We start from the raw sequence: 19,717 nt of genomic DNA on the forward strand, positions 1-19,717 counted from the left end.
CTGCCAGTTCTAGCGTCGACCGCATGCAGATCACCATCGGCAATCCCGCCTCCGCTCCCCAGCCCCACAACGACTTCTACTCGCAGGTCGCACGCGTCGAACACGCCGACGGCAGCGCCATGTTGTTCCTCTCCGGGCAGACCGCGGACGGTGCCACCCTGGCCGAGCAGACCCGCGGCATCTTCGAGAACATCGCCGCCCTGCTCAAAGCGCACGGCGCGACCCTCGCGGACGTCATCAACATCCGCACCTACCTCACCGACGTCACGAAGATCGCTGAGTACGTCGCCGTACGACGCGAGTACCTCACCGGCACCCCGCCGACCAGCATGACCACCGAAGTACCCCGGCTGGTCCCGCCGGACTGCCAGGTGGAGATCGAGATCGTGGCGGCCGTGCCCGCTCGCCGGTGAGGCTCTGCCCCGGTCCGTGACCCGACCTTGTGCGGACCGGGGCCCACCGGCCCGGCCCGGGTATGGCAGACTCCCGCCCCGCGAACACCGGACGTACCGGGAACGGCACGGGGGAGAGACGGCATGTATCCAGGACACCAGCAACAGCAGCCGGGGCCTTACGGCGGGCAGCCGTCACCAGGACCGTACAGTCCGTACGACCCGTACGGACAGCAGCCGTACCCCCCGCAGCAGCAGCCGTATCCGCCCCAGCAGGGGTACCAGCCCCCGCAGCAGCCGTATCCGCCCCAGCAGGGATATCAGCCCCCGCAGCAGCCGTATCCACCTCAGCAGGGATACCAGCCCCAGCAGGGATACCAGCCCTACCCGCCACCCCAGGCGGGCGGCCACCCGCAGCCGTACCAGCCCCCGGCGCCCCAGCCGCCCGCGCCCGTCCAGCATGTCGGCGAGGGCGGGATGCGGCTGGACCCGAATCTCACGCCCGCCCAGCGCGAGCTGGTGCTGAAGATCCAGGCGAAGGCCAAGCCGATGGCCTACGGCTTCGTGCTCGGTATCCCGCTCGCCTTCGGCGGTGCCCACTACGGCATCACCCACGCGCCCCTCGGCTTCGCGGCAGCCGCCGCAGGACTGGCCCTGGTGGTCTTCGGCGTGCTGTCCCTGACGCGGATGCAGGCCCTCAAGCAGCAGCTCCGGCTCATCACCCAGGATGCCTGGCGCTCCCCGGCCGCCCATCTGCCCGGCGCCCGCAAGGCGGCCACGCTGGCCGCCTACCTCAACGGCCTGCTCGTCCTGCTGTCCCTCGCGGCGACCGGCTACCTGCTCGACAAGGGCGCCGGGTGGGGCGCGTACGGCAACTCCTTCGGCTTCGGCGGACTGATGCTGGCCGCGGCCCTGCCCTTCGGCATGGCCCTGGCCGCTGCGACCACCATCCCGCAGCTGCTCCGGGTGATCCCGGCCGGCGCGAAGGTCGGCCGCAGCCTGTACTCGATCATCTTCGTGCTGGCGACGACGGTGACCGGCGAGGGCATCAAGGGCGGCGCACCCGGTCCGGTCGTGGCCGGCGGCGCGACCCTGCTCGTCTGCGGCGGCGCGATGGCCCTGCTGGGCCGGGCGGCCAAGAGGATGCGCGGCGAGGCCGGCTAGGGCCTCAGCGCACCGAGAAGCCGTACACCGTCTGCGAGCGGTGGACCTGCCCCGGCCGCAGCACCGTGCTCGGGAACTCCGGGCGGTTGGGGGAGTCCGGGAAGTGCTGGGTCTCCAGGGCGATGCCGCCGCCCGGCGCGAAGGGCGCGCAGAGATGGTCCGCCGTGTAGAGCTGGAGGCCCGGCTCGGTCGTCGCGACCGTCAGGGTGCGTCCGGAGGCCGGGTCGTGCAGCTCGGCGACCTCCTCCGGGGCCTGCGTCAGGCCCTTGTCGAGGACGAAGTTGTGATCGTAGCCCGAGCCGACCTTGCGGGCCGTACGGAAGTCGAACCGGGAACCGGTGACGTCCTCCAGCACCCCCGTGGGGATCAGCTGGTCGTCGACCGGCGTGAACCGGGAGGCGGTCAGCCGCAGTTCGTGGCCGCCCGCGTCACCCGTGTCGTGGCCGGCCAGGTTGAAGTAGCTGTGGTTGGTGAGGTTCAGCACGGTCGGCGCGTCCGTCCGCGCCTCGTACGCGATGCGCAGCGCGCCGGACGCCTCCAGCGTGTACGTCGCCGAGATCTCGACGCGGCCCGGGAAGCCCTCCTCGCCGTGCGGGCTCACCCGGCTCAGCCGCACCCCGTGCGCGACCGGCTCCGCGTGCCACACCCGCTTGTCGAAGCCGCGCCCGCCGCCGTGCAGCGAGTGGGGCCCGCAGTTCGGCTCCAGGGCGTGCACCAGCCCGTCCAGAGGGAAGCGGGCGCCCGCGATCCGGTTGGCGTACCGGCCGACCAGGGCGCCGACGTACGGCCCCGGGTGCGCGAGATAGCCGTCCAGGCCGGCGAACCCCAGCACCACGTTGGCCGGGCGGCCCTGACGGTCCGGGACCTCCACGGACCGCACGATCCCGCCGTACGTCAGGATCTCCGCCCGTGTCCCAGCACGATCCAGTGTCCAGCGGTGGACCTCGGTGCCGTCGGAAAGTGTTCCGAAAAGTTCCCTCATGTGGGAAACCCTAGGCGACCGGTCCAGGCCACCCCTAGGCCACCGGCTCACGCGCAGTGATCGTCCGGTACGCGATCGCGGCGAGCCGTGCCTGGCCGTCCTTGCTGGGGTGGAACCAGTCCCAGTGGCTGAGCTGGCCGGTGCCGAAGCGGTAGTCGTAGACCGCGTTGCCGTCGAAACGGCAGCGGCGGTCCTTGGCGCAGACCTCCCGCAGCACCTTGTTGTACTCCACCACCCGCTGCTGCACCTGGGCCCGGCGCAGGGTGGCCGCGCTCGTCAGATCGTCCGCGTTCTCCAGCATCGACGGGCAGATGCCGAGCTTCCACACCTGCTTGCCGAGCTGATTCGTCCGGCCCTCGGACCACAGCCGCTTCAGGTTCGGCACGCTCGACACGTACACCTGCGTCTTCGGCAGCGCTTCGCGCAGCGTGCCGAGGGCCTCCTCGAAGTCCGCGCGGAAGTCGGCCACCGAGGTCATCGCGGACGCCGAGGAACGGCAGGCGTCGTTCGCGCCGACCATGACGGTGACCAACTCCGGGCCGCGGGCCACCGCCTGGGCCATCTGCTCCGGCAGGTCGGACATCCGGGCGCCGGTCGCCGCGTAGTTCCAGCTGCGCTGCGCCGCCCCCGTCACGCCCAGCAGCCGTACCGCCAGGCTGTCGACCCTGGCGTCGCTGCCCGTCGCCCAGGAGACCTCCGGGCAGTCGGAGAGGACCATGCACGCGTCGAAGCCGCGCGTGATCGAGTCGCCGATCGCGGCGATCGAGTGCGGGCTGCGGTTCCACACCGGGGCGGCCTGGGCGGCGCGGGCCCTGGTCCCCTTGGGCGCGGCCGCACCGCCCCCGGCCTCGCACCCGGCGGCGCCGAGCAGGGCGGCCGTCACGACGGCGAGGACTGCCCGTGCACGGTGACTTCGCTTCCGCATCCCTGCTGATCCCCTCGTCCGACGGTACGGTGCTCCTCCCATAACAACGTCCGGGAGTTCCCGGCCGGGCTCGCTGGAACGGCGCACCCCCGTACAAGCGTCCCCCTGGGTGAATGGCGGCGGTTTCCTCGCAGCGGGACCGACGGTACGTCACACTCCTCGCGCTCCCGCAAGGTAGCCTCGCCATCAACGCGGCCGTCGCGCCACTGCCGCCCTGCCAGTCTGCAAGATGTCCCGCTCTGCCCGGAGGTTCCGGTGACGACACGTGGAGTTCTGTACGTGCACTCCGCGCCGCGCGCGCTGTGCCCGCACGTCGAGTGGGCCGTCGCCGGGGTGCTCGGCACACGCGTCAGCCTCGACTGGATCCGGCAGCCCGCGGCCCCCGGCACCTGGCGCTCGGAGTTCTCCTGGCAGGCCGAGGCCGGCACCGCCTCCAAGCTCGCCTCCGCGTTGCGTGGTTGGCACCTGCTCCGCTTCGAGGTCACCGCAGAGCCCTGCTCCACCGCCGAGGGCGAGCGCTACAGCTGCACCCCCGACCTCGGCATCTTCCACGCCGTCACCGGCATCCACGGCGACATCCTCATCCCCGAGGACCGCCTCCGGGCGGCCCTGCAGCGCAGCCGGCGGGGCGAGAGCGACCTGGAGGCCGAACTCGCCAAGCTCCTGGGCAAGCCGTGGGACGACGAACTGGAGCCTTTCAGGTACGCGGGCGAAGGCGCCCCCGTCCGCTGGCTGCACCAGGTGGTGTGAAGGACCTTCAGGACGAAGACGAGAGAGGGCCCCCACCGGCGGTGGGGGCCCTCCTCCTACGTTCTCAGATGGTGCGGAACGCCAGCACCACGTTGTGCCCGCCGAACCCGAACGAGTCGTTCAGCACGGCGATACGGCCCTCGGGCAGCGTCCGGGCCTCGCCGCACACGATGTCCGCGTTGACCTCGGGGTCGAGGTTCTCGACGTTGATGGTCGGCGGAGCCGTCCGGTGCACGAGCGCGAGGATCGACGCGACCGTCTCCACACCACCGGCACCACCCAGCAGGTGCCCCGTCATCGACTTGGTCGCCGAGATCGCCATGTGGTCGACGTCGTCGCCGAACACCTTCCGAAGCGCCTTGATCTCGGCCACGTCGCCCTGCGGCGTCGAGGTGGCGTGCGCGTTCACGTGCACGACCTCGGCCGGCTTCAGGTCGGTGTTGTCCAGCAGGTTCTGCAGCGCGTGCGCGATGCCGTTGCCGGAGGGCTCCGGCTGCGTGATGTGGTGGCTGTCCGCGGAGATGCCCTGGCCGACCGCCTCCACGTAGATCCGGGCGCCGCGGGCCTTCGCGTGCTCCTCGGACTCCAGGACGATCACACCGGCGCCCTCGCCGAGCACGAAGCCGTCACGGCCGGCGTCGTAGGGACGCGAGGCGCCCTGCGGGTCGTCGTTGTTCTTCGACATCGCCATCATGTTGCCGAACGCGGCCATGGGCAGCGCGTGGATGGCCGCCTCGGCGCCACCGGCGACGACGACGTCGGCGCGGCCCGTGCGGATCATCTCGATGGCGTATCCGATCGCCTCCGCGCCCGAGGCGCAGGCGGAGACCGGAGTGTGCACACCGGCGCGGGCACCCAGCTCGATGCCGACGTTGGCCGCCGGCGAGTTGGGCATCAGCATCGGCACGGTGTGCGGGGAGACGCGGCGTACACCCTTCTCCTTGAGGATGTCGTACTGCTCCAGGAGCGTGGTCACGCCGCCGATGCCGGAGGCGATGACCGTACCCAGACGGTCCGGGTTCACGGACGAGTCCTCACCGGCCTTGGCGGTGAAACCGGCGTCCTTCCAGGCCTCCCGGGCGGCGATCAGCGCGAACTGCGCGGACCGGTCCAGCTTGCGGGCCTGCGGCCGGGGGATGATCTCGCCCGGCTCGACGGCGATCTGCGCGGCGATGCGGACGGGCATCTCCGCCGCCCATTCCTGCTCCAGGAGGCGGACGCCGGACTTGCCGGCGACGAGGGCCTCCCAGAACGAAGCTGCGTCGCCACCCAGCGGTGTGGTTGCGCCGATACCGGTGACGACCACGGTGCGATTGGTCGGGCTCACGGGAATTCTTTCTCCAACGGATGCGGGATTCTACGGCGCCACCGCCGGGTGGCGGGGCCTTGCAGCCTGATGGCCTTTCGACCTCGCGGCCTCGCGGCCTGAAGGCCTAGGGCCTAGGGCTCAGGGGTGACTCAGCCCTGGTTCTTGAGGATGTAGTCGGTCGCGTCGCCGACCGTCTTGAGGTTCTTGACGTCCTCGTCCGGGATCTTCACGTCGAAGCGCTCTTCGGCGGCAACGACGACCTCGACCATGGACAGCGAGTCGACGTCCAGGTCGTCGGTGAAGGACTTGTCCAGCTGGACGTCCTCGGTGGGGATCCCGGCGATCTCGTTGACGATCTCGGCGAGACCGGCGACGATCTCTTCCTGAGTGGCGGCCATGTCAGGCGCTCCTTCTTAGATATTCCAGACGGTTTATGGCAGTTTGACCCATACCGGATGCGAGATCCGGCACGGAGTGCCTAGGGGAGGGTAACGACCGTGGCGGCGTAGACGAGACCCGCCCCGAATCCGATGACGAGCGCGGTGTCGCCGCTCTTCGCCTCGCCGGTCGCCAGGAGCCGCTCCATCGCGAGCGGGATCGAGGCGGCCGAGGTGTTGCCGGTGGTGCGGATGTCACGGGCAACCGTGACGTGCTCCGGCAGCTTCAGAGTCTTCACCATCGAGTCGATGATCCGCACATTGGCCTGGTGCGGGATGAAGACGTCCAGATCGTTCGCGGTGATTCCGGCCGCGTCCAGCGCCTGCTGGGCGACCTTCGCCATCTCGAACACGGCCCAGCGGAATACCGCCTGGCCCTCCTGCGTGAGCGCAGGGAACTTGATGTTGCCCTCGCGGTCGACGGGCAGCTCGGAAAGATCGCCGAGACGGAAGCGGTCCCAGGTCACGGTCTGCTTGATGGTCTCGGCCTTGTCGCCCTCCGAGCCCCACACGGTCGGGCCGATCGCCGGCTCCGCGGAGGGGCCGACCACGACCGCGCCGGCACCGTCACCGAACAGGAAGGCCGTGCTGCGGTCCTCCAGGTCGGTCAGGTCGCTCAGCCGCTCCACCCCGATGACGAGCACGTACTCGGCGGAACCTTCCACCACCATGCCCTTGGCGAGCGTCAGGCCGTAGCCGAAGCCCGCGCAGCCCGCCGAGATGTCGAAGGCGGCGGCCTTGTCCGTGCCCAGCTTGTCGGCGATCACGGTGGCGACGGCCGGGGTCTGGGTGAAGTGCGAGACGGTCGAGACGACCACCGCGCCGATCCGCTCGGCATCGATGCCCGCGTCGGCGATCGCCTTGCCGGAGGCCTCGATGGCCATCGCGGCCACCGTCTCCTCCGGGCCCGCCCAGTGCCGGGTCTCGATGCCGGAACGCGAACGGATCCACTCGTCGGACGAGTCGATCTTCTCCAGGATCACCTCGTTGGGCACCACCCGGGTCGGCCGGTAGCCGCCGACACCGAGGATGCGCGCGTACGGGGCACCCTTGCTGGGCTTGATCTTCGCCATGTTCGGTACGGCTCCTTGGGCGTCAGGCACCGGCGTGCTCGGAGATGAGCTCGCGGGCCGCGTCGAGGTCGTCGGGGGTCTTCAGAGCGAGCGTCTTGACGCCGGGCAGGGCACGCTTGGCCAGGCCCGTCAGCGTGCCGCCCGGGCAGATCTCGACCAGCGCGGTGACGCCCAGGGCCTTGAACGTCTCCATGCACAGGTCCCAGCGCACCGGGTTGGCAACCTGGCCGACCAGCCGCTCCAGCACCTCCGGGCCGCCGGCGACGGCCTGGCCGTCCCTGTTGGAGACGTAGGTGACCTTGGGGTCGGCGGGCACCAGCTCCGCGGCGGCCTTGGCCAGCGTCTCGACGGCGGGAGCCATGTGGTGGGTGTGGAAGGCGCCGGCGACCTTCAGCGCGACGACCTTGCGAACGCCCTCGGGCTTGTCCTCGTTCAGCGCGGCCAGCTGCTCCAGCGTGCCGGCGGCGACGACCTGGCCCGCGCCGTTGATGTTCGCCGGGGTCAGACCCAGCTTCTCCAGGTGCGCGACGGAGACCTCCGGGTCGCCGCCGAGCAGCGCCGACATGCCGGTCTCGGTGATCGCGGCGGCGTCGGCCATGGCCAGACCCCGCTTGCGTACCAGGCTCAGTGCGGCGGTGTCGTCCAGGACGCCCGCCAGAGCGGCGGCGGTGATCTCACCGACGCTGTGGCCCGCGACCGCGCCCGGCACGATCTCGGAGCCGGCCGCGTCAGCGGCGAACGAGTACGCACCGAGTGCCGTGGCGGACAGGATCCCGGCGGCGACCAGCAGCGGCTGGGCCACCGCGGTGTCACGGATGGCGTCGGCGTCGGCCTGGGTGCCGTAGTGGACCAGGTCCAGTCCGATGGCGTCCGACCAGGCGGCGACGCGGTCCGCGGCACCGGGCAGGTCGAGCCAGGGGGTCAGGAAGCCGGGCGTCTGGGCGCCCTGGCCGGGAGCGACGAGTACGAGCACTCTCACACTCTCTCTTGTGGACGGGCACGGCCGCCCGTGGGGACAAGGACGAAGAACACGAAGGGCTTTTGTGGGCCCCCGACAAAAACCTAGACGTGAAGGTCTCCATCGGCCAGACGCCCCAGGATCAGCGCGATCCGCAGCGTGAACGCGGATCTTACATCCGAGGGTGACCAACCGGTGACGTCAGTCACACGTCGGAGCCGGTAGCGCACGGTGTTCGGGTGAACGAAGAGCATCCGGGCCGCGCCCTCGAGGCTGCTCGCCTGCTCCAGATAGACACTGAGCGTCTCCAGCAGCGCGGAGCCGGCCTCCTCCAGCGGTCTGTAGATCTCCTCCACCAACTGCTCACGGGCACTCGGATCGCCCGCGATGGCGCGCTCCGGCAGGAGATCGTCCGCCAGGACCGGCCGCGGCGCGTCCTGCCACGCCGTGCACGCCTTCAGCCCCGCGGCGGCGGCCTGCGCGGACCGGGTGGCGGCCAGCAGATCGGGTACGACGGGCCCGGCGACCACCGGACCCGCGGCGAACGGCCCGATCAGCGACCTGGCGACGGCGAGCGGATTGGAACTGCCCCCGGCGATCACGACCAGCCGGTCCCCGAGCACACCGGTGAGCACCTGCAACTTGGCGTGCCGCGCGGCCCGCCGAATCGCCTCCACGGTCAGCTCGCTGTCCCCGTCGGGGGCGGTCCCGAGCACGACACACACATGCTCGGGCGAGTTCCACCCGAGGGCGGCGGCCCGGCTGACGGCCCCCTCGTCGGCCTCCCCGCTCAGTACGGCGTTGACGACCAGCGACTCCAGCCGCGCGTCCCAGGCACCGCGTGCCTCGGCGGCCTGGGCGTACACCTGCGCGGTGGCGAAGGCGATCTCACGGGCGTACACCAGCAGCGCCTCGCGCAGCACGCTCTCGTCACCCGGGGCGGCCACCTCGTCGATGGCGGACTCCATGACCTCGATGGTGGTCCGCACCATCTCCACGGTCTGCCGCAACGTGATGGCCCGGGTCAGCTCACGCGGTGCGGTCCCGAAGACATCGGTGGAGATCGCCTGCGGCGCGTCCGGGTACCGGAACCACTCGGTGAACGCGGCGATACCCGCCTGGGCCACGAGCCCGATCCAGGAACGGTTCTCCGGGGGCATGGCCCGGTACCACGGCAGCGTCTCGTCCATCCGCGCGATCGCCTGCGCGGCGAGCCGGCCGGAGGACCGCTCCAGCCGCTTCAGGGTCGCGTCGTGCGGATGGGCGCCATGGCCGACGGGTCCGGGATGGTGGGATTCGGGTTCGGGCACGGGGACAAGACTGCCTTATCGGGACGGGAGCATGCGTAGCCGGGTCACGGCTGGGCTCCGGGGAGGTCTACGGTGGGCCCCGTGATCGACGTACGGCGCGCCGCTGACCGCTACCCCGGAGGGGACCTGGAGGCCGGGATCGACTCCCGCCACGCCTTCTCCTTCGGCCCGCACTACGACCCCGACAACCTGCGCTTCGGCGCGCTGCTCGCCTGCAACGAGGAGCGCCTCGCCCCCGGCGCCGGCTTCGACGAGCACGCCCACAGCCACACCGAGATCGTCACTTGGGTGGTCGAGGGCGAACTGACCCACCGCGACTCCACCAGGCACGAGACGCGGGTCCGCCCCGGCGGCATCCAGCACCTGAGCGCGGCGGCGGGCGTCCGCCACGTGGAACGCAACGACGGCTCCGCCCCCCTGACCTTCGTCCAGATGTGGCTGGCACCCCTGGAGTCGGGCGGCGACCCGTCGTACCACCACGTCCCCGGCACAGCCGGCCCCACCCCGTACGCGCTGCCGGCCGCCGGGGCGACGCTGCACGTCCGGCACCTGGCGGCGGGGGAGCGGACCGTGGTGCCGGACGCGGCATACGTCTACGTACACGTGGTCCGGGGTGACGTACGACTGGCGGGGCAGACGCTGGGGGCGGGCGACTCGGCGCGGATCACGGACGCGGAGGGCCTGGAGGTGGTGGGGGTGAGCGCGGCGGAGCTGCTGCTGTGGGAGATGTCCGCGCGCTGACGCCGAGGCGGTGCGACTCGTGGTCGAACTGATCTGAAAAGAGGGTGCCCCGGCCGACACCCCTGGATAGAGTCGCACGATGCCCGAGCTGAAGCGGCTGCATGCCGGTCATGCCCCGGCGGTCCTGGCCTTCGAGCTGGCGAACCGCGCTTATTTCGCTGCCTCGGTCCCCGATCGCGGCGACGACTTCTTCGACCGGTTCACCGAGCGGTACGACGCCTTGCTGGCCGAGCAGGAGGCCGGCATCTGCGTCTTCCACGTGCTCGTCGCCGAGGACGGCTCGGTACTCGGCAGGTTTAACCTGTACGACCTGGAGGACGGCACTGCCGGACTCGGCTACCGGGTCGCCCAGCACGTCGCCGGCCGCGGCGTTGCGACCGCGACCGTCCTGGAGCTGTGCCGGCTGGCGGCGTCACGGCACGGTCTGCGCACCTTGCGGGCCGCCACCGCCCACGAGAACGCCGCGTCCCAGAGGGTGCTGACCAAGGCCGGGTTCGTCCCCATCGGCCCGGCGGGCCCGAACGACCTCGGCGGTAAGCAGGGCACGTGGTACCAACGGGACCTGCTGCTCCAGCCGTAGACCACGACGTTGCTGGTGGACCGGTCGAACACGCCGTCCTCAAGCAGGCCTTGCAGGCCCCTCAGACCCGCACGGTGAACACGGCATCGGCCCTGGGTAGCTGGTCCAGGTACGCCTGGATGACTGCCGGGTCGGAGGTGGCGACCATCGCCGCGCCGATCTGAAGCGCGGTGAGGGCGACCAGCCCGTCAACGGGGTCGGGCCGTTTCTTGCCGGGCAGGTCCGCCCGGCCGATGAGCTCGCCGACGCGCAACGGGTGGGCGTGAACGTGCTGAGGACTCCTGCCAAAAGTGGTGGGCTTGACCTGGTCAGAGGTCGGTGTCGTGCACGAGGCCGCCGGGTAGCGGGCCGCGGTCAGCCGCGTCATCGCACGCGGTAAACCCGGCGACGTCGGCGATCATCCCCGGGATACTGGTCGCCCATGGATGAGGTCAAAGTCGTCGTCGCCCATTCCGAGCGCGCGACCCTGCGCGTCGGCGATGTGTTCCTGAAGGTGGACGCCGATCAGGCGCGCATCGACGTCGAGGTCGAGGCGATGTCCCTCGCGCCGGTCCCGACCCCGAAGGTCCTGTGGCGCAAGCCGCCCGTGCTCGCGGTCGCCGCGCTCCCGGGGACGACGCTCGGGCGCCTCGGCGGGCCGTCGACCGGGTCACCGGCGGCGTGGGCCGCGGCGGGCGCCGCCATCCGGAAGCTGCACGAAGCGCCGTTGCCGCCCTGGGCCGGTCGGCGCCGCCGGAGTCCCGACGAGTTGGTGGCGGAACTCGACGGCGAGTGCGAGTTGCTGGTGACGAACGGCGTCCTGCCCGCCGACCTGGTCACCCGCAACCGCCAGGTCGCCGAGGCCGCGCTCCGGCCGTGGATTCCGGCGTTCACGCACGGCGACCTGCAGATCGATCACGTCTTCGTCGACGGCGACGAGGTCACGGGCATCATCGACTGGTCCGAGGCGGGCCGGGGTGATGCCCTGTTCGACCTCGCCACCTTGACGCTCGGACACGAGGAGCACCTCGACGACGTCATCGCCGGTTATGGCACCGATGTCGACCTCGACGTGATCCACGCCTGGTGGTCGTTGCGAAGCCTGCTGGGGGTTCGCTGGCTGGTCGAGCACGGCTTTGACCCCTTCGCACCGGGCTGTGAGGTCGACGTGCTGAGATCCCGGATGTGAGGCTGCGCGGGCCCGACTGCTGTGAGTGCGTTCTGACGCATCGAGCAGGCCATCCCCTGGAGCGCATCGCCTGCCCTCACGGCAACGGTTGGGCGTGAAGGTACTTACAACGTAGCGTTCCTGACTTATGCTCACGCCCGCCAGCCATCAGGCACCCTCGACCATGTGAAGGGATCGTTGTGCGTCGACTGACGAAGATCTGGAGGGAAGTCCTGGCGGCTGCCCTCCTCCCCGCAACCGTTCTGATTTCCTCCAGCCCGGCCCACGCCGCCGTGACGGTCACCACCTCGGCCGTCTTCAACGACCCGTCAGGCACCACTGCCGACCAGAACCGGATCCGCGATTACATCGTCAGCCTGATCGACGCCACCCCGGCCGGGGAGTCGATCACCGCCTCGGTCTACACGTTCACCGACGGCACGGCCTCCCAGGCGCTGGTCAACGCGAAGCAGCGAGGCGTCAACGTCCGTCTGATCGTGGACCACACCACCGTCACCATGACCGGAGGCGAGTACACGACACTGGCCAATGGCCTCGGCACCGACCGCACCCAGCCGTCGTGGGTGATGGCCTGCCCCAGCGGACGCGGCTGCATCGGAAACCGGGAGCTCACCGCCGGCGACCCGGCGATCAACCACAACAAGTTCTGGTTGTTCTCCAACGTGGGCGGAGCCAGCAACGTGGTGGTGCAGACCTCGTCCAACATGACGGGCTCGCAGCGCACCGACTACTTCAACAATGCCGCCACGATCGTGGATTCCGGCCTGTACGGCATCTACCAGTCGTACTTCTCCGACCTGCTCTCCTACGGGTCCTCCTCGTCGGGCTCCGACAACTACTACACGACGCCGACCAGCTCCACCGGCCCGTACAAGGCCTACTTCTTCCCCCGCCACGAGGCGTCCGGCACGTCATGGGACAACGACGCGAGCACCGACACCGTCAAACTGATCCTGGACAACGTCAGTTGCTCCGGAGGCACCCAGATCCGGGTGGCCATGAACCTCTTCAGCCGTGACGAGGTCGCCAAGAAGCTGGTCAGCCTGGTCAACTCGGGGTGCTCGGTGTACCTGGCGGCCGATGGCGCGCCCGGTTCCATGAGCACGGCCGTGACGAACACCGTCTACGGCAAGCTGACCAAGCGCGTGGAGTGCTACGAGAACAGCCCCGACGGCACCTACAAGATCGGGCTGCACTCCAAGTACCTGCTGATCCAGGGAACGTACGACGGGGTCGCCAACCGCAAGCTGGTGTGGACCGGAAGCCACAACTACACCTACTCCGCGCTGCGGGCCAACGATGAGGCGCTGCTGAAGATCGACAACTCGGCGATCTACGACCAGTACAAGGTCAACCACGACACGCTGATGGCCTACTGCGCCGGAAGCTGACCAGCCCGGTCGGCCGACCCACGCCGGGGTCCGGCCCGGCGGTGCTCATGGTGAAGAACCCGCTGTGGCGGAGCTGTCCAGGACCGCACCACAGCGGGGATCTTCGTATTTCCTCTACTTCAGAGCAGCCGTCACTCACCGTCGCCGGAGCCGGGTTCGAAGGTCGGGTCGAGCGCGTACTGCGCGATCCCGAAAGGTGGAAAGTCGGCATCGGCAAGGACGCGGTAGAGGAACTCCGCGGTGGACATGTCGTACCGGTGCCATCCGCCGACGCCATGGGCCCGCGCGAGGACGGGGTACTCGCCCGGCCGCTCGGCATCGATCAGCCAGAAGTACTCGTCGGCCCATTCGGTGGAGCCCCACTCAACGAGCCCCTTGCCGCCCGGCGAGTAGATCGCATAGGGCTCGACGGCGGAGACGTCTCCGAGCTTGCTGTCCTGGTCGACCGACAGGGAGACCCGCCACTGTGTCAGGAAGTCGAAGGAGACGCCCTCGTCGCGACCCAGAAAGTAGACGGAATCACTGAAGACGCCGCCGCCGAACGCCTCGTAGAGCTCCTTGTAGTCCGCCGGCAGCGGCACCCCCAGCTCTCCTTCGATCGCCGCCCAGTCGACGGAGATCCCGAGCGGCTCCCACCCGGTCAGTTCGATCACTCGCCGAACCCACATGCAACAACTCCCGGAACTGCATCCCGGCCGCTGGTTCAGCCGGCGTTACCCGGCCGGCGGCGGACTACCGCAGGCCGTCGACGAACGCCTGCCAGGCGGGCGCGCCGACGATCACGACCGCGCCCGACGGGTTCTTGCTGTCACGCACAGGGACGGCGCCGGTCGGGCAGCCGTCGGCCACCTCGACGCATTCACCGCCGGTGCTGCCGCTGTACGAGGACGTACGCCACGCCGCGCCGCCGGTGACGGTGCACTCGACGCAGTCACCGCCGGTGTTGCCGCTGTAGCTGGACTTACGCCACTGTGCGTTCCGCAGGCTGGGACCGGTCTCCATAGCGCTCCTCCATCACACGGGTGATCAGTGCCGCCGAATCCTCCACGGAGAGGGCCGCGGCCTGCAAGCGAGCGTAACGGAGCGCCGCCTCCCTGACAGTGTCGGGGTTGGCGGTCATGTGGCCAGAGATCAGGTCCTCTGTGTAGACGATGTCCGGGTCGTCGTCGAAGCGCAGAAGATTGAACGAGCCAGCCAGACTGGCGTGTTCACCCGCCGAGTTCGGCAGCACCTGGATGTGCATCCAGCGATGGCCGGTGAACTCCAACAGGCGGGCGAGTTGGCGTCGCATGACGTCAGGGCCGCCGATCGGCCGGAGCAGCACCGCCTCGTCCAGGATCGCCCAGGCGAGCGGCGGCTGCTCCCGCTCCAGGATGCGCTGGCGCTCCATGCGGGCCGCCACCAGGCCGTCCAGGTCGTCCGGCATGCCGGTGGCGAGCACCGCCCGCGCGTACTCCTCCGTCTGCAGCAGCCCGTACACCAACTGTGCCTGGTACGTGGAGATGTACGTCGCCCTGGCCTCCATCTCCGCGTACGGCTGGAACCATGTGGGCAGTTGGCTGCGCAGGACCAGGCCGACCAGGCGGGAGAAGAGGCCGTCCGTGCCGAGGGCGGCGTCGACGCGTTCGGAGAATTCGCGGGTGGGGATCTTCTTCGTGGTCTCGATCTGGCCGACCAGTGAGCCCGTGCAGAAGATGATGTCGCCGAGCTGGCCCTGTGTCAGGCCGTGGGCCTCGCGGTGGCGGCGCAGTTCCCAGCCGTAGTAGTCGAGCGGGGACGCGGTCGGGTCGAGGGCGTGGATGTTGGCCACAGCGGTACCTCCGGCCTGCAACGCCTCGGGGCGTTCGTTTCGTTGCGTAGCCGAGCGTACTCGGAGAGTTGCATCCTGGTGACGTGAATCACGCAACTGGTCTGCAGGTGACCGACATTCAGTCCCACTACCGTGCCGAGTTCGCGCTGGGCGAGCACTCGGCACGGCATCTCCGCCGCGTTCTGCGGCTCTACCTCGAGGGTTCGGGCCTGCTCGACGTGGCCGACGCGGCCGAACTGGCGTTGACGGAACTGCTCGCCAATGTCGTCCGGCACGTGCCCGGCCGCCGCTGTGGCACCTGTTTCCTGCTCCTGCCCGGTGCGGTGCGAGTGGAGGTGTCCGACAGCTGTCCGCGACTGCCCGCCCCGGTGGCCGGGGACGTGCTCGCCGACGGTGGCCGCGGCCTGCATCTCGTCGAGGCGGTCACCGACCGGTGGGGCGTGACGCCGCATTCCGGCGGCGGCAAGACCGTCTGGTTCGAGTGCCTGGCCAGGCAGCCGCAGCCGTGAGCCCTCGCGCCGACCGCGGTGGCCTCAGCCCCGCAGCTCCGCCAGGACGGCGTCCGTGAACACCGGCCATGCCTCGATCGCCCAGGGTCCGAACGCCCTGTCCGTCAGGGCGACCCCGGCCACCCCCGCGTCCGGGTCGATCCACAGGAACGTGCCGGACTGGCCGAAGTGCCCGAAGGTGCGCGGAGAGGACGCGGATCCCGTCCAGTGCGGGGACTTGCCGTCGCGGATCTCGAAGCCGAGGCCCCAGTCGTTGGGGTTCTGGTGGCCGTAGCCGGGCAGGACTCCCTTCCTCCCCGGGAACTGCACCGTCATCGCCTCGGCGACCGTCCGCGGGTCCAGCAGCCTCGGCGCCTGCACCTCCGCCGCGAAGCGCAGCAGGTCCTCGACGGTCGACACGCCGGCCCAGGCGGGCGAGCCCTCCAGCGTGGTCGCCGTCATCCCGAGCGGGTCCAGGACGGCCTGCCGGATGTATTCGGAGAAGGGAATGTCCGTCGCCTTGGCTATGTGGTCGCAGAGCTGCTCGATCCCGGCGTTGGAGTACAGCCGGCGGTCCCCGGGGGGAGCCATGACCCGGTGCTCGTCGAAGGCCAGACCGGAGGTGTGCGCGAGCAGGTGGCGGACCGTGGATCCGGGAGGTCCGGCCGGCTCGTCCAGCTCGATCGCGCCCTCCTCGTACGCGACGAGTGCCGCGTACGCCGCCAGCGGCTTGGTCACCGAGGCCAGCGGGAAGCGTTGTGCGACCGGTCCGTGGGTGCCGAGGACGGTCCCGTCGGCCCGTACGACGCCCGCCGCGGCGGTGGGTGCGGGCCAGTTCTCGATCAGCGCCAAGCTCTGCAACGACATGCCCGCGAGCCTAACCCCGGCTCACAGCTGGAGCCGCATCGAGGGGTCCGGCTTGCGGACGAAACCCAGTGCGGCGTACAGCGGCTCGGCCTGCTCGGACGCGTTCAGGTCGACCTGTTCCGCGCCTTGTCCCCGGAACCAGGCCAGCAGCTCCTCCATGCACGCGCGTGCGTATCCGCGCCGCCGGGCGTCCGGGTCGGTGGCGACGCTGAAGACGTAGCCGACCCGACCGTGCGGGTTCCCGGCGCGGCCGATGCGGTACTCCAGGGTCCCGGCGGCCAGCGCGGCCAGCGCCCCGGGACGGTCCGGGTGATCTATGACGAACGCCACGAAGTTCCCGTCGCCGGCGGCGAGCCGGGCTCGCAGGGTCGGCAGGGACTCGGCGTGCCAGTCGGTGGAGCCCCTGGCCCCTCCCTCGAACACGGAGTCGATCATGACCTGGCGCAGGCGCAGCACTTCCACGGCGTCCTCGGGCAGGGCCCGGCGTACGAGACTCATGGGGCGCACGCTAACCAGCGGGGTCCGGACCCGTCCTGGGTTTTTCCCGGCCGGTTGCGCTCGCGTTCGCCTCCCGTTCCGCTCTCGTTCGGCCTTCTTCCCGGTTCCGCTTGCATGGAGTGCACTCCAAGGCCATAGCGTGTGGTCATGACGGTGATGCAGACCACGCCAGCGGACACCGAGCACGACACCCCCGCCGACATCTCCGCCGATATCTCCACCGACCTCTGCTCCGCCCCACCACCGCCGCATCCTCGCCCCGACGGGCAGGACCGGTACACGATCAGCGAGGTCGTCGCCTTCACCGGCCTGACCGCGCACACGCTGCGCTGGTACGAGCGGATCGGGCTGATGCCGCACGTCGACCGCTCCCACACCGGCCAGCGCCGCTACACCAACCGCGACCTGGACTGGCTCGACCTGGTGACCAAGCTGCGGCTGACCGGCATGCCGGTGGCCGACATGGTGCGGTACGCGGAACTGGTGCGCGAGGGCGAGCAGACGTACGCGGAACGGCAGGAGCTGCTGGAGGCGACGCGCCGGGACGTGCTGAGCCGGATCGCCGAACTGCACGACACCCTGGCCGTACTGGACCGGAAGATCAACTTCTACGCGCAGGAGCGGTAGCACCGAAGGTGCGGACGCTACAGCTCGGCCAGCAGATCTGCCTTCTTCGAGGAGAACTCCTCGTCCGTGACCAGCCCGGCCCGATGCAGCTCTCCGAGGTGCCGGATCCGCTCGGCGATGTCGGCGGGATCACGCCGCGCCGGCACCGGCACCGCGGACGTCGGCCGGGTCCGGACCGCCGCCAGAACCGCCGCGGCGAACGGCAACGACTCGTGCACGGGACCGTAGCCGAGCCCGAAGACGACCGCCGCCGGATCCTGGTCCGGCGGTACGGTCCCCGCCGGGCCGGTGGAGCGTGTCAGCAGCCGCAGATGCCCCTCGAACACCTCCGGTGAGCGCCATTCCACCCCGCTGAGGTCGGCCACCGGAAAGCTCTGGTCGCCGGCCTTCCACTTCGCGGAGGACGCGCCCGTCCACGACCAGCGGAACTGCACGGACGTCCCGTCGAAGGCCGCCTTGCCGTCGTACGCCTTGAAGTGCAGCGGCGGCTTCGGGGCGGCCACCAGATAGCGATCGGCGGCCCCGGACTCGTCGAGGAGTCCCGTCAGCTCGTCGGCGTAGTACTCGGCTAGGGTCTCCCGTTCGGCCGGCAGGGCCAGCCGGTAGGGGTCGGTGCCCTCCCGCAGCTGCCCGGCCGCCACCTCCATCAGCGGATCGGCGCCGGCCCGCGGCTGGATCCGCAGTACGACGCTGCCGCGCTTGCCCGGCGTGAGCGTCACGCCCTCGATCGCGGACAGCGGTATCCGCCGTTCGCCCAGCGCCTGGAAGAGCTTTGGTGTCCGAATCCCCCGTTCGTAACGGATGAGCACGGAGTCGGACTCGAACTCCCAGACGGCATGAAAACCCGCCAGTACGTCACCCATGCGGCTCATCGTATGCGGCAGGTGCTTCTCCGTCGCCACCCGAGCAGGGCGCACTTCTTGCTGTTTCTACGCGCGTTCGGACATCGACGCGCCGGTAAGACCGGTGCGGCACGCGTCGTCCTCACGCGCGCACGTCACGTCGTCGTACGCGCCCACGCCCACGTCGGCGAGGTTGCGCAGGCTGTCCGTGCCCGGCTGGAAATAGCCGCTGTGCCCGTGCGCGTCCCGCGCGGACAGCACCCGCGCCCCGAACGCCGAGGAGACCGGGTCGGCGCCGTGCCCGAGCCCGGCCAGCTCCAGGTACGGCACGTCCTGCACCCAGTCGCTGGCGTCCCGCATCGCCCACACCCGGGCCGAGGTGCCGAGGTGCGAGGCCTTGGAGACACGCATGCCGGGGCTCGCGGCCACGGCTATGTCGGCCACCCGGCGCGGCATGTCGTGCGCGGCGACCCCGCAGAGCACCGAGCCGTAGCTGTGGCACACCATCGTCACCGGGGCACGGCCCGGCAGGGCGCGCAGCAGCGCGTTGAGCCGGAGGGCGCCCTCCGCGGCGCGCCGCCCCGTGGCCGCGTCCACCCCGAGCCCGTCGGGGGAGGTGTAGTCGGCCCAGGCGATCACGGCCGTACGGGTCGTGGGGCGCACCATGCGCTCGGTCGCGTACAGCGCCCTGGCCATGCCGACCGGGGCGCTGTACTGCCGGTGCGTCCTCTGGAAGGTGAGCAGGTCGGTGTCGACGCCGGGGACGACGACGGAGATCCGCTCGGCCTCGGTGAGGTTCCCGAGCACCTCGGCGACCCGGCCCGAGCCCTCGGGGTCGAAGGCGAGGATCTGCCGGCCGGGGCTCAGCAGCGACTCGTAGCGGTGCATGCGGCGGCCCGCGTCCTGCTGGCCGGCCGAGCTGAGCCGGCTGTCGTGCATGCGCTTCTTCTCGAGCCTGCGGGCCTTGTCCAGCGCGAGGTGGTTGGCCCGGTAGCGCAGGGCGACGGGAGCGCCGTTCATGTTGCCGACCGCCAGCGGGTAGCGGTGGGCGAGGCGGTTTTGCTCGTGCGGGGTGAGCGAGTCGAAGAAGCGGGCGAGCTGTGCCGGAGGGGACTGCGGATCCGGCAGGTGCAGGCCGTGCAGATGGCCGTGCTTCCACGCGTTGAGCGACGCCTGCAGGGCGCTCGGCTCCCGGTGACTGCGCAGGGCGGTCCAGCCGGTGGTCGCGAGCATCACGAACACGACGGCCAGCGCCAACAGTGCGCGCCAGACGTTGATCTGCGGGGAGTTTTCGAAGGAAGTCACTGGGAGGACACACTAGGAGAACGGAAGGGTCTCGCGGTAACGGAGTGACAGGTATCACGTTTCGCGAACGCCTCGAACGTCTCGAACGCCTCCCCGGCGA

25 protein-coding genes are annotated in these 19,717 nt (G+C 70.4%); 9 read left to right on the forward strand and 16 right to left on the reverse strand.

Annotated elements, in window-relative coordinates; genetic code table 11:
- Nucleotides 1-23 precede the first annotated feature (23 nt).
- Complete coding sequence (locus K7G59_RS30440) at nucleotides 24-413, forward strand: RidA family protein (RefSeq protein ID WP_225839877.1); 390 nt, start codon at nucleotides 24-26, stop codon at nucleotides 411-413.
- Nucleotides 414-587: 174 nt separating this feature from the next.
- Here K7G59_RS30440 and K7G59_RS30445 read toward each other — a convergent pair whose 3' ends face one another.
- Nucleotides 588-854 carry a hypothetical protein gene (locus K7G59_RS30445; protein WP_225839879.1) on the reverse strand — a complete coding sequence of 89 codons (267 nt, stop codon included), beginning with the start codon at nucleotides 852-854 and terminating at the stop codon, nucleotides 588-590.
- Between the two features lie 15 nt (nucleotides 855-869).
- Between K7G59_RS30445 and K7G59_RS30450 the strand changes: the two genes are divergently transcribed.
- Nucleotides 870-1,556 carry a hypothetical protein gene (locus K7G59_RS30450; protein WP_225839881.1) on the forward strand — a complete coding sequence of 229 codons (687 nt, stop codon included), beginning with the start codon at nucleotides 870-872 and terminating at the stop codon, nucleotides 1,554-1,556.
- Between the two features lie 4 nt (nucleotides 1,557-1,560).
- On the opposite strand, the gene K7G59_RS30455 is transcribed toward K7G59_RS30450, so the two are convergent.
- Both K7G59_RS30455 and K7G59_RS30460 read right to left on the reverse strand, forming a co-directional pair.
- Nucleotides 1,561-2,538, reverse strand: coding sequence for an aldose epimerase family protein (locus tag K7G59_RS30455; protein ID WP_225839884.1), 978 nt, complete (start codon nucleotides 2,536-2,538; stop codon nucleotides 1,561-1,563).
- 34 nt (nucleotides 2,539-2,572) lie between these two features.
- A complete protein-coding gene (locus K7G59_RS30460; RefSeq protein WP_225839885.1) occupies nucleotides 2,573-3,463 on the reverse strand; it encodes an SGNH/GDSL hydrolase family protein in 891 nt (296 codons plus the stop codon).
- A gap of 255 nt (nucleotides 3,464-3,718) precedes the next feature.
- Between K7G59_RS30460 and K7G59_RS30465 the strand changes: the two genes are divergently transcribed.
- The gene (locus K7G59_RS30465) at nucleotides 3,719-4,213 is read left to right on the forward strand and encodes a DUF3145 domain-containing protein (RefSeq protein WP_225839887.1); all 495 of its coding nucleotides are present in this window, start codon (nucleotides 3,719-3,721) and stop codon (nucleotides 4,211-4,213) included.
- A gap of 64 nt (nucleotides 4,214-4,277) precedes the next feature.
- Here K7G59_RS30465 and fabF read toward each other — a convergent pair whose 3' ends face one another.
- From fabF to fasR, 5 genes are all read right to left on the reverse strand, one after another.
- Nucleotides 4,278-5,540 carry a beta-ketoacyl-ACP synthase II gene (gene fabF, locus K7G59_RS30470; RefSeq protein WP_225839889.1) on the reverse strand — a complete coding sequence of 421 codons (1,263 nt, stop codon included), beginning with the start codon at nucleotides 5,538-5,540 and terminating at the stop codon, nucleotides 4,278-4,280.
- Between the two features lie 131 nt (nucleotides 5,541-5,671).
- Nucleotides 5,672-5,920 carry an acyl carrier protein gene (locus K7G59_RS30475; RefSeq protein ID WP_225839890.1) on the reverse strand — a complete coding sequence of 83 codons (249 nt, stop codon included), beginning with the start codon at nucleotides 5,918-5,920 and terminating at the stop codon, nucleotides 5,672-5,674.
- Between the two features lie 80 nt (nucleotides 5,921-6,000).
- Nucleotides 6,001-7,032 carry a ketoacyl-ACP synthase III gene (locus tag K7G59_RS30480; protein ID WP_225839891.1) on the reverse strand — a complete coding sequence of 344 codons (1,032 nt, stop codon included), beginning with the start codon at nucleotides 7,030-7,032 and terminating at the stop codon, nucleotides 6,001-6,003.
- A 22-nt stretch (nucleotides 7,033-7,054) separates the two neighbouring features.
- A complete protein-coding gene (locus K7G59_RS30485; RefSeq protein WP_225839892.1) occupies nucleotides 7,055-8,005 on the reverse strand; it encodes an ACP S-malonyltransferase in 951 nt (316 codons plus the stop codon).
- Nucleotides 8,006-8,094: 89 nt separating this feature from the next.
- Nucleotides 8,095-9,300, reverse strand: coding sequence for a fatty acid biosynthesis transcriptional regulator FasR (gene fasR / locus K7G59_RS30490; protein WP_225839893.1), 1,206 nt, complete (start codon nucleotides 9,298-9,300; stop codon nucleotides 8,095-8,097).
- Between the two features lie 84 nt (nucleotides 9,301-9,384).
- Here fasR and K7G59_RS30495 point away from each other — a divergent pair, with 84 nt between their 5' ends.
- On the forward strand, nucleotides 9,385-10,041 hold the full coding sequence (locus K7G59_RS30495) for a pirin family protein (RefSeq protein ID WP_225839939.1): 657 nt from the start codon (nucleotides 9,385-9,387) through the stop codon (nucleotides 10,039-10,041).
- A gap of 79 nt (nucleotides 10,042-10,120) precedes the next feature.
- A complete protein-coding gene (locus K7G59_RS30500; protein ID WP_225839894.1) occupies nucleotides 10,121-10,621 on the forward strand; it encodes a GNAT family N-acetyltransferase in 501 nt (166 codons plus the stop codon).
- A gap of 61 nt (nucleotides 10,622-10,682) precedes the next feature.
- On the opposite strand, the gene K7G59_RS30505 is transcribed toward K7G59_RS30500, so the two are convergent.
- Nucleotides 10,683-10,874, reverse strand: a complete 192-nt coding sequence (locus tag K7G59_RS30505; protein ID WP_225839895.1) for a hypothetical protein — start codon at nucleotides 10,872-10,874, stop codon at nucleotides 10,683-10,685.
- A 168-nt stretch (nucleotides 10,875-11,042) separates the two neighbouring features.
- On the opposite strand from K7G59_RS30505, the gene K7G59_RS30510 reads away from it, so the two are divergent.
- Both K7G59_RS30510 and K7G59_RS30515 read left to right on the forward strand, forming a co-directional pair.
- Nucleotides 11,043-11,789, forward strand: a complete 747-nt coding sequence (locus K7G59_RS30510) for a phosphotransferase family protein (RefSeq protein WP_225839896.1) — start codon at nucleotides 11,043-11,045, stop codon at nucleotides 11,787-11,789.
- 272 nt (nucleotides 11,790-12,061) lie between these two features.
- Nucleotides 12,062-13,180: a phospholipase D-like domain-containing protein gene (locus K7G59_RS30515; RefSeq protein ID WP_225839897.1), complete on the forward strand. Its 1,119-nt coding sequence runs from the start codon at nucleotides 12,062-12,064 to the stop codon at nucleotides 13,178-13,180.
- Nucleotides 13,181-13,311: 131 nt separating this feature from the next.
- Here the strand turns inward: K7G59_RS30515 and K7G59_RS30520 are convergent, their stop codons facing one another.
- The 3 genes from K7G59_RS30520 to K7G59_RS30530 form a co-directional block, all read right to left on the reverse strand.
- On the reverse strand, nucleotides 13,312-13,848 hold the full coding sequence (locus tag K7G59_RS30520) for an SMI1/KNR4 family protein (RefSeq protein ID WP_225839899.1): 537 nt from the start codon (nucleotides 13,846-13,848) through the stop codon (nucleotides 13,312-13,314).
- Between the two features lie 64 nt (nucleotides 13,849-13,912).
- The gene (locus tag K7G59_RS30525) at nucleotides 13,913-14,182 is read right to left on the reverse strand and encodes a DUF397 domain-containing protein (RefSeq protein WP_225839901.1); all 270 of its coding nucleotides are present in this window, start codon (nucleotides 14,180-14,182) and stop codon (nucleotides 13,913-13,915) included.
- On the reverse strand, nucleotides 14,142-14,990 hold the full coding sequence (locus tag K7G59_RS30530; RefSeq protein WP_225839903.1) for a helix-turn-helix transcriptional regulator: 849 nt from the start codon (nucleotides 14,988-14,990) through the stop codon (nucleotides 14,142-14,144). Before K7G59_RS30530 ends, K7G59_RS30525 begins: the two co-directional genes overlap by 41 nt.
- Before the next feature lie 83 nt (nucleotides 14,991-15,073).
- Between K7G59_RS30530 and K7G59_RS30535 the strand changes: the two genes are divergently transcribed.
- Complete coding sequence (locus tag K7G59_RS30535; RefSeq protein ID WP_225839905.1) at nucleotides 15,074-15,499, forward strand: ATP-binding protein; 426 nt, start codon at nucleotides 15,074-15,076, stop codon at nucleotides 15,497-15,499.
- 24 nt (nucleotides 15,500-15,523) lie between these two features.
- Here K7G59_RS30535 and K7G59_RS30540 read toward each other — a convergent pair whose 3' ends face one another.
- On the reverse strand, nucleotides 15,524-16,345 hold the full coding sequence (locus K7G59_RS30540; RefSeq protein WP_225839907.1) for a serine hydrolase: 822 nt from the start codon (nucleotides 16,343-16,345) through the stop codon (nucleotides 15,524-15,526).
- Nucleotides 16,346-16,366: 21 nt separating this feature from the next.
- Nucleotides 16,367-16,843 (reverse strand): GNAT family N-acetyltransferase, encoded by a 477-nt coding sequence (locus tag K7G59_RS30545; RefSeq protein ID WP_225839909.1) that lies wholly within the window; start codon nucleotides 16,841-16,843, stop codon nucleotides 16,367-16,369.
- A gap of 147 nt (nucleotides 16,844-16,990) precedes the next feature.
- Between K7G59_RS30545 and K7G59_RS30550 the strand changes: the two genes are divergently transcribed.
- Nucleotides 16,991-17,470: a MerR family transcriptional regulator gene (locus K7G59_RS30550; protein WP_225839912.1), complete on the forward strand. Its 480-nt coding sequence runs from the start codon at nucleotides 16,991-16,993 to the stop codon at nucleotides 17,468-17,470.
- Nucleotides 17,471-17,487: 17 nt separating this feature from the next.
- On the opposite strand, the gene K7G59_RS30555 is transcribed toward K7G59_RS30550, so the two are convergent.
- Nucleotides 17,488-18,333 (reverse strand): DUF4429 domain-containing protein, encoded by an 846-nt coding sequence (locus K7G59_RS30555; RefSeq protein ID WP_225839914.1) that lies wholly within the window; start codon nucleotides 18,331-18,333, stop codon nucleotides 17,488-17,490.
- 66 nt (nucleotides 18,334-18,399) lie between these two features.
- Nucleotides 18,400-19,617, reverse strand: coding sequence for an alpha/beta hydrolase (locus tag K7G59_RS30560; RefSeq protein WP_225839915.1), 1,218 nt, complete (start codon nucleotides 19,615-19,617; stop codon nucleotides 18,400-18,402).
- Nucleotides 19,618-19,717 lie beyond the last annotated feature (100 nt).

The organism is Streptomyces sp. NK08204 (assembly GCF_020400585.1).
Taxonomy (GTDB): Bacteria; Actinomycetota; Actinomycetes; order Streptomycetales; family Streptomycetaceae; genus Streptomyces.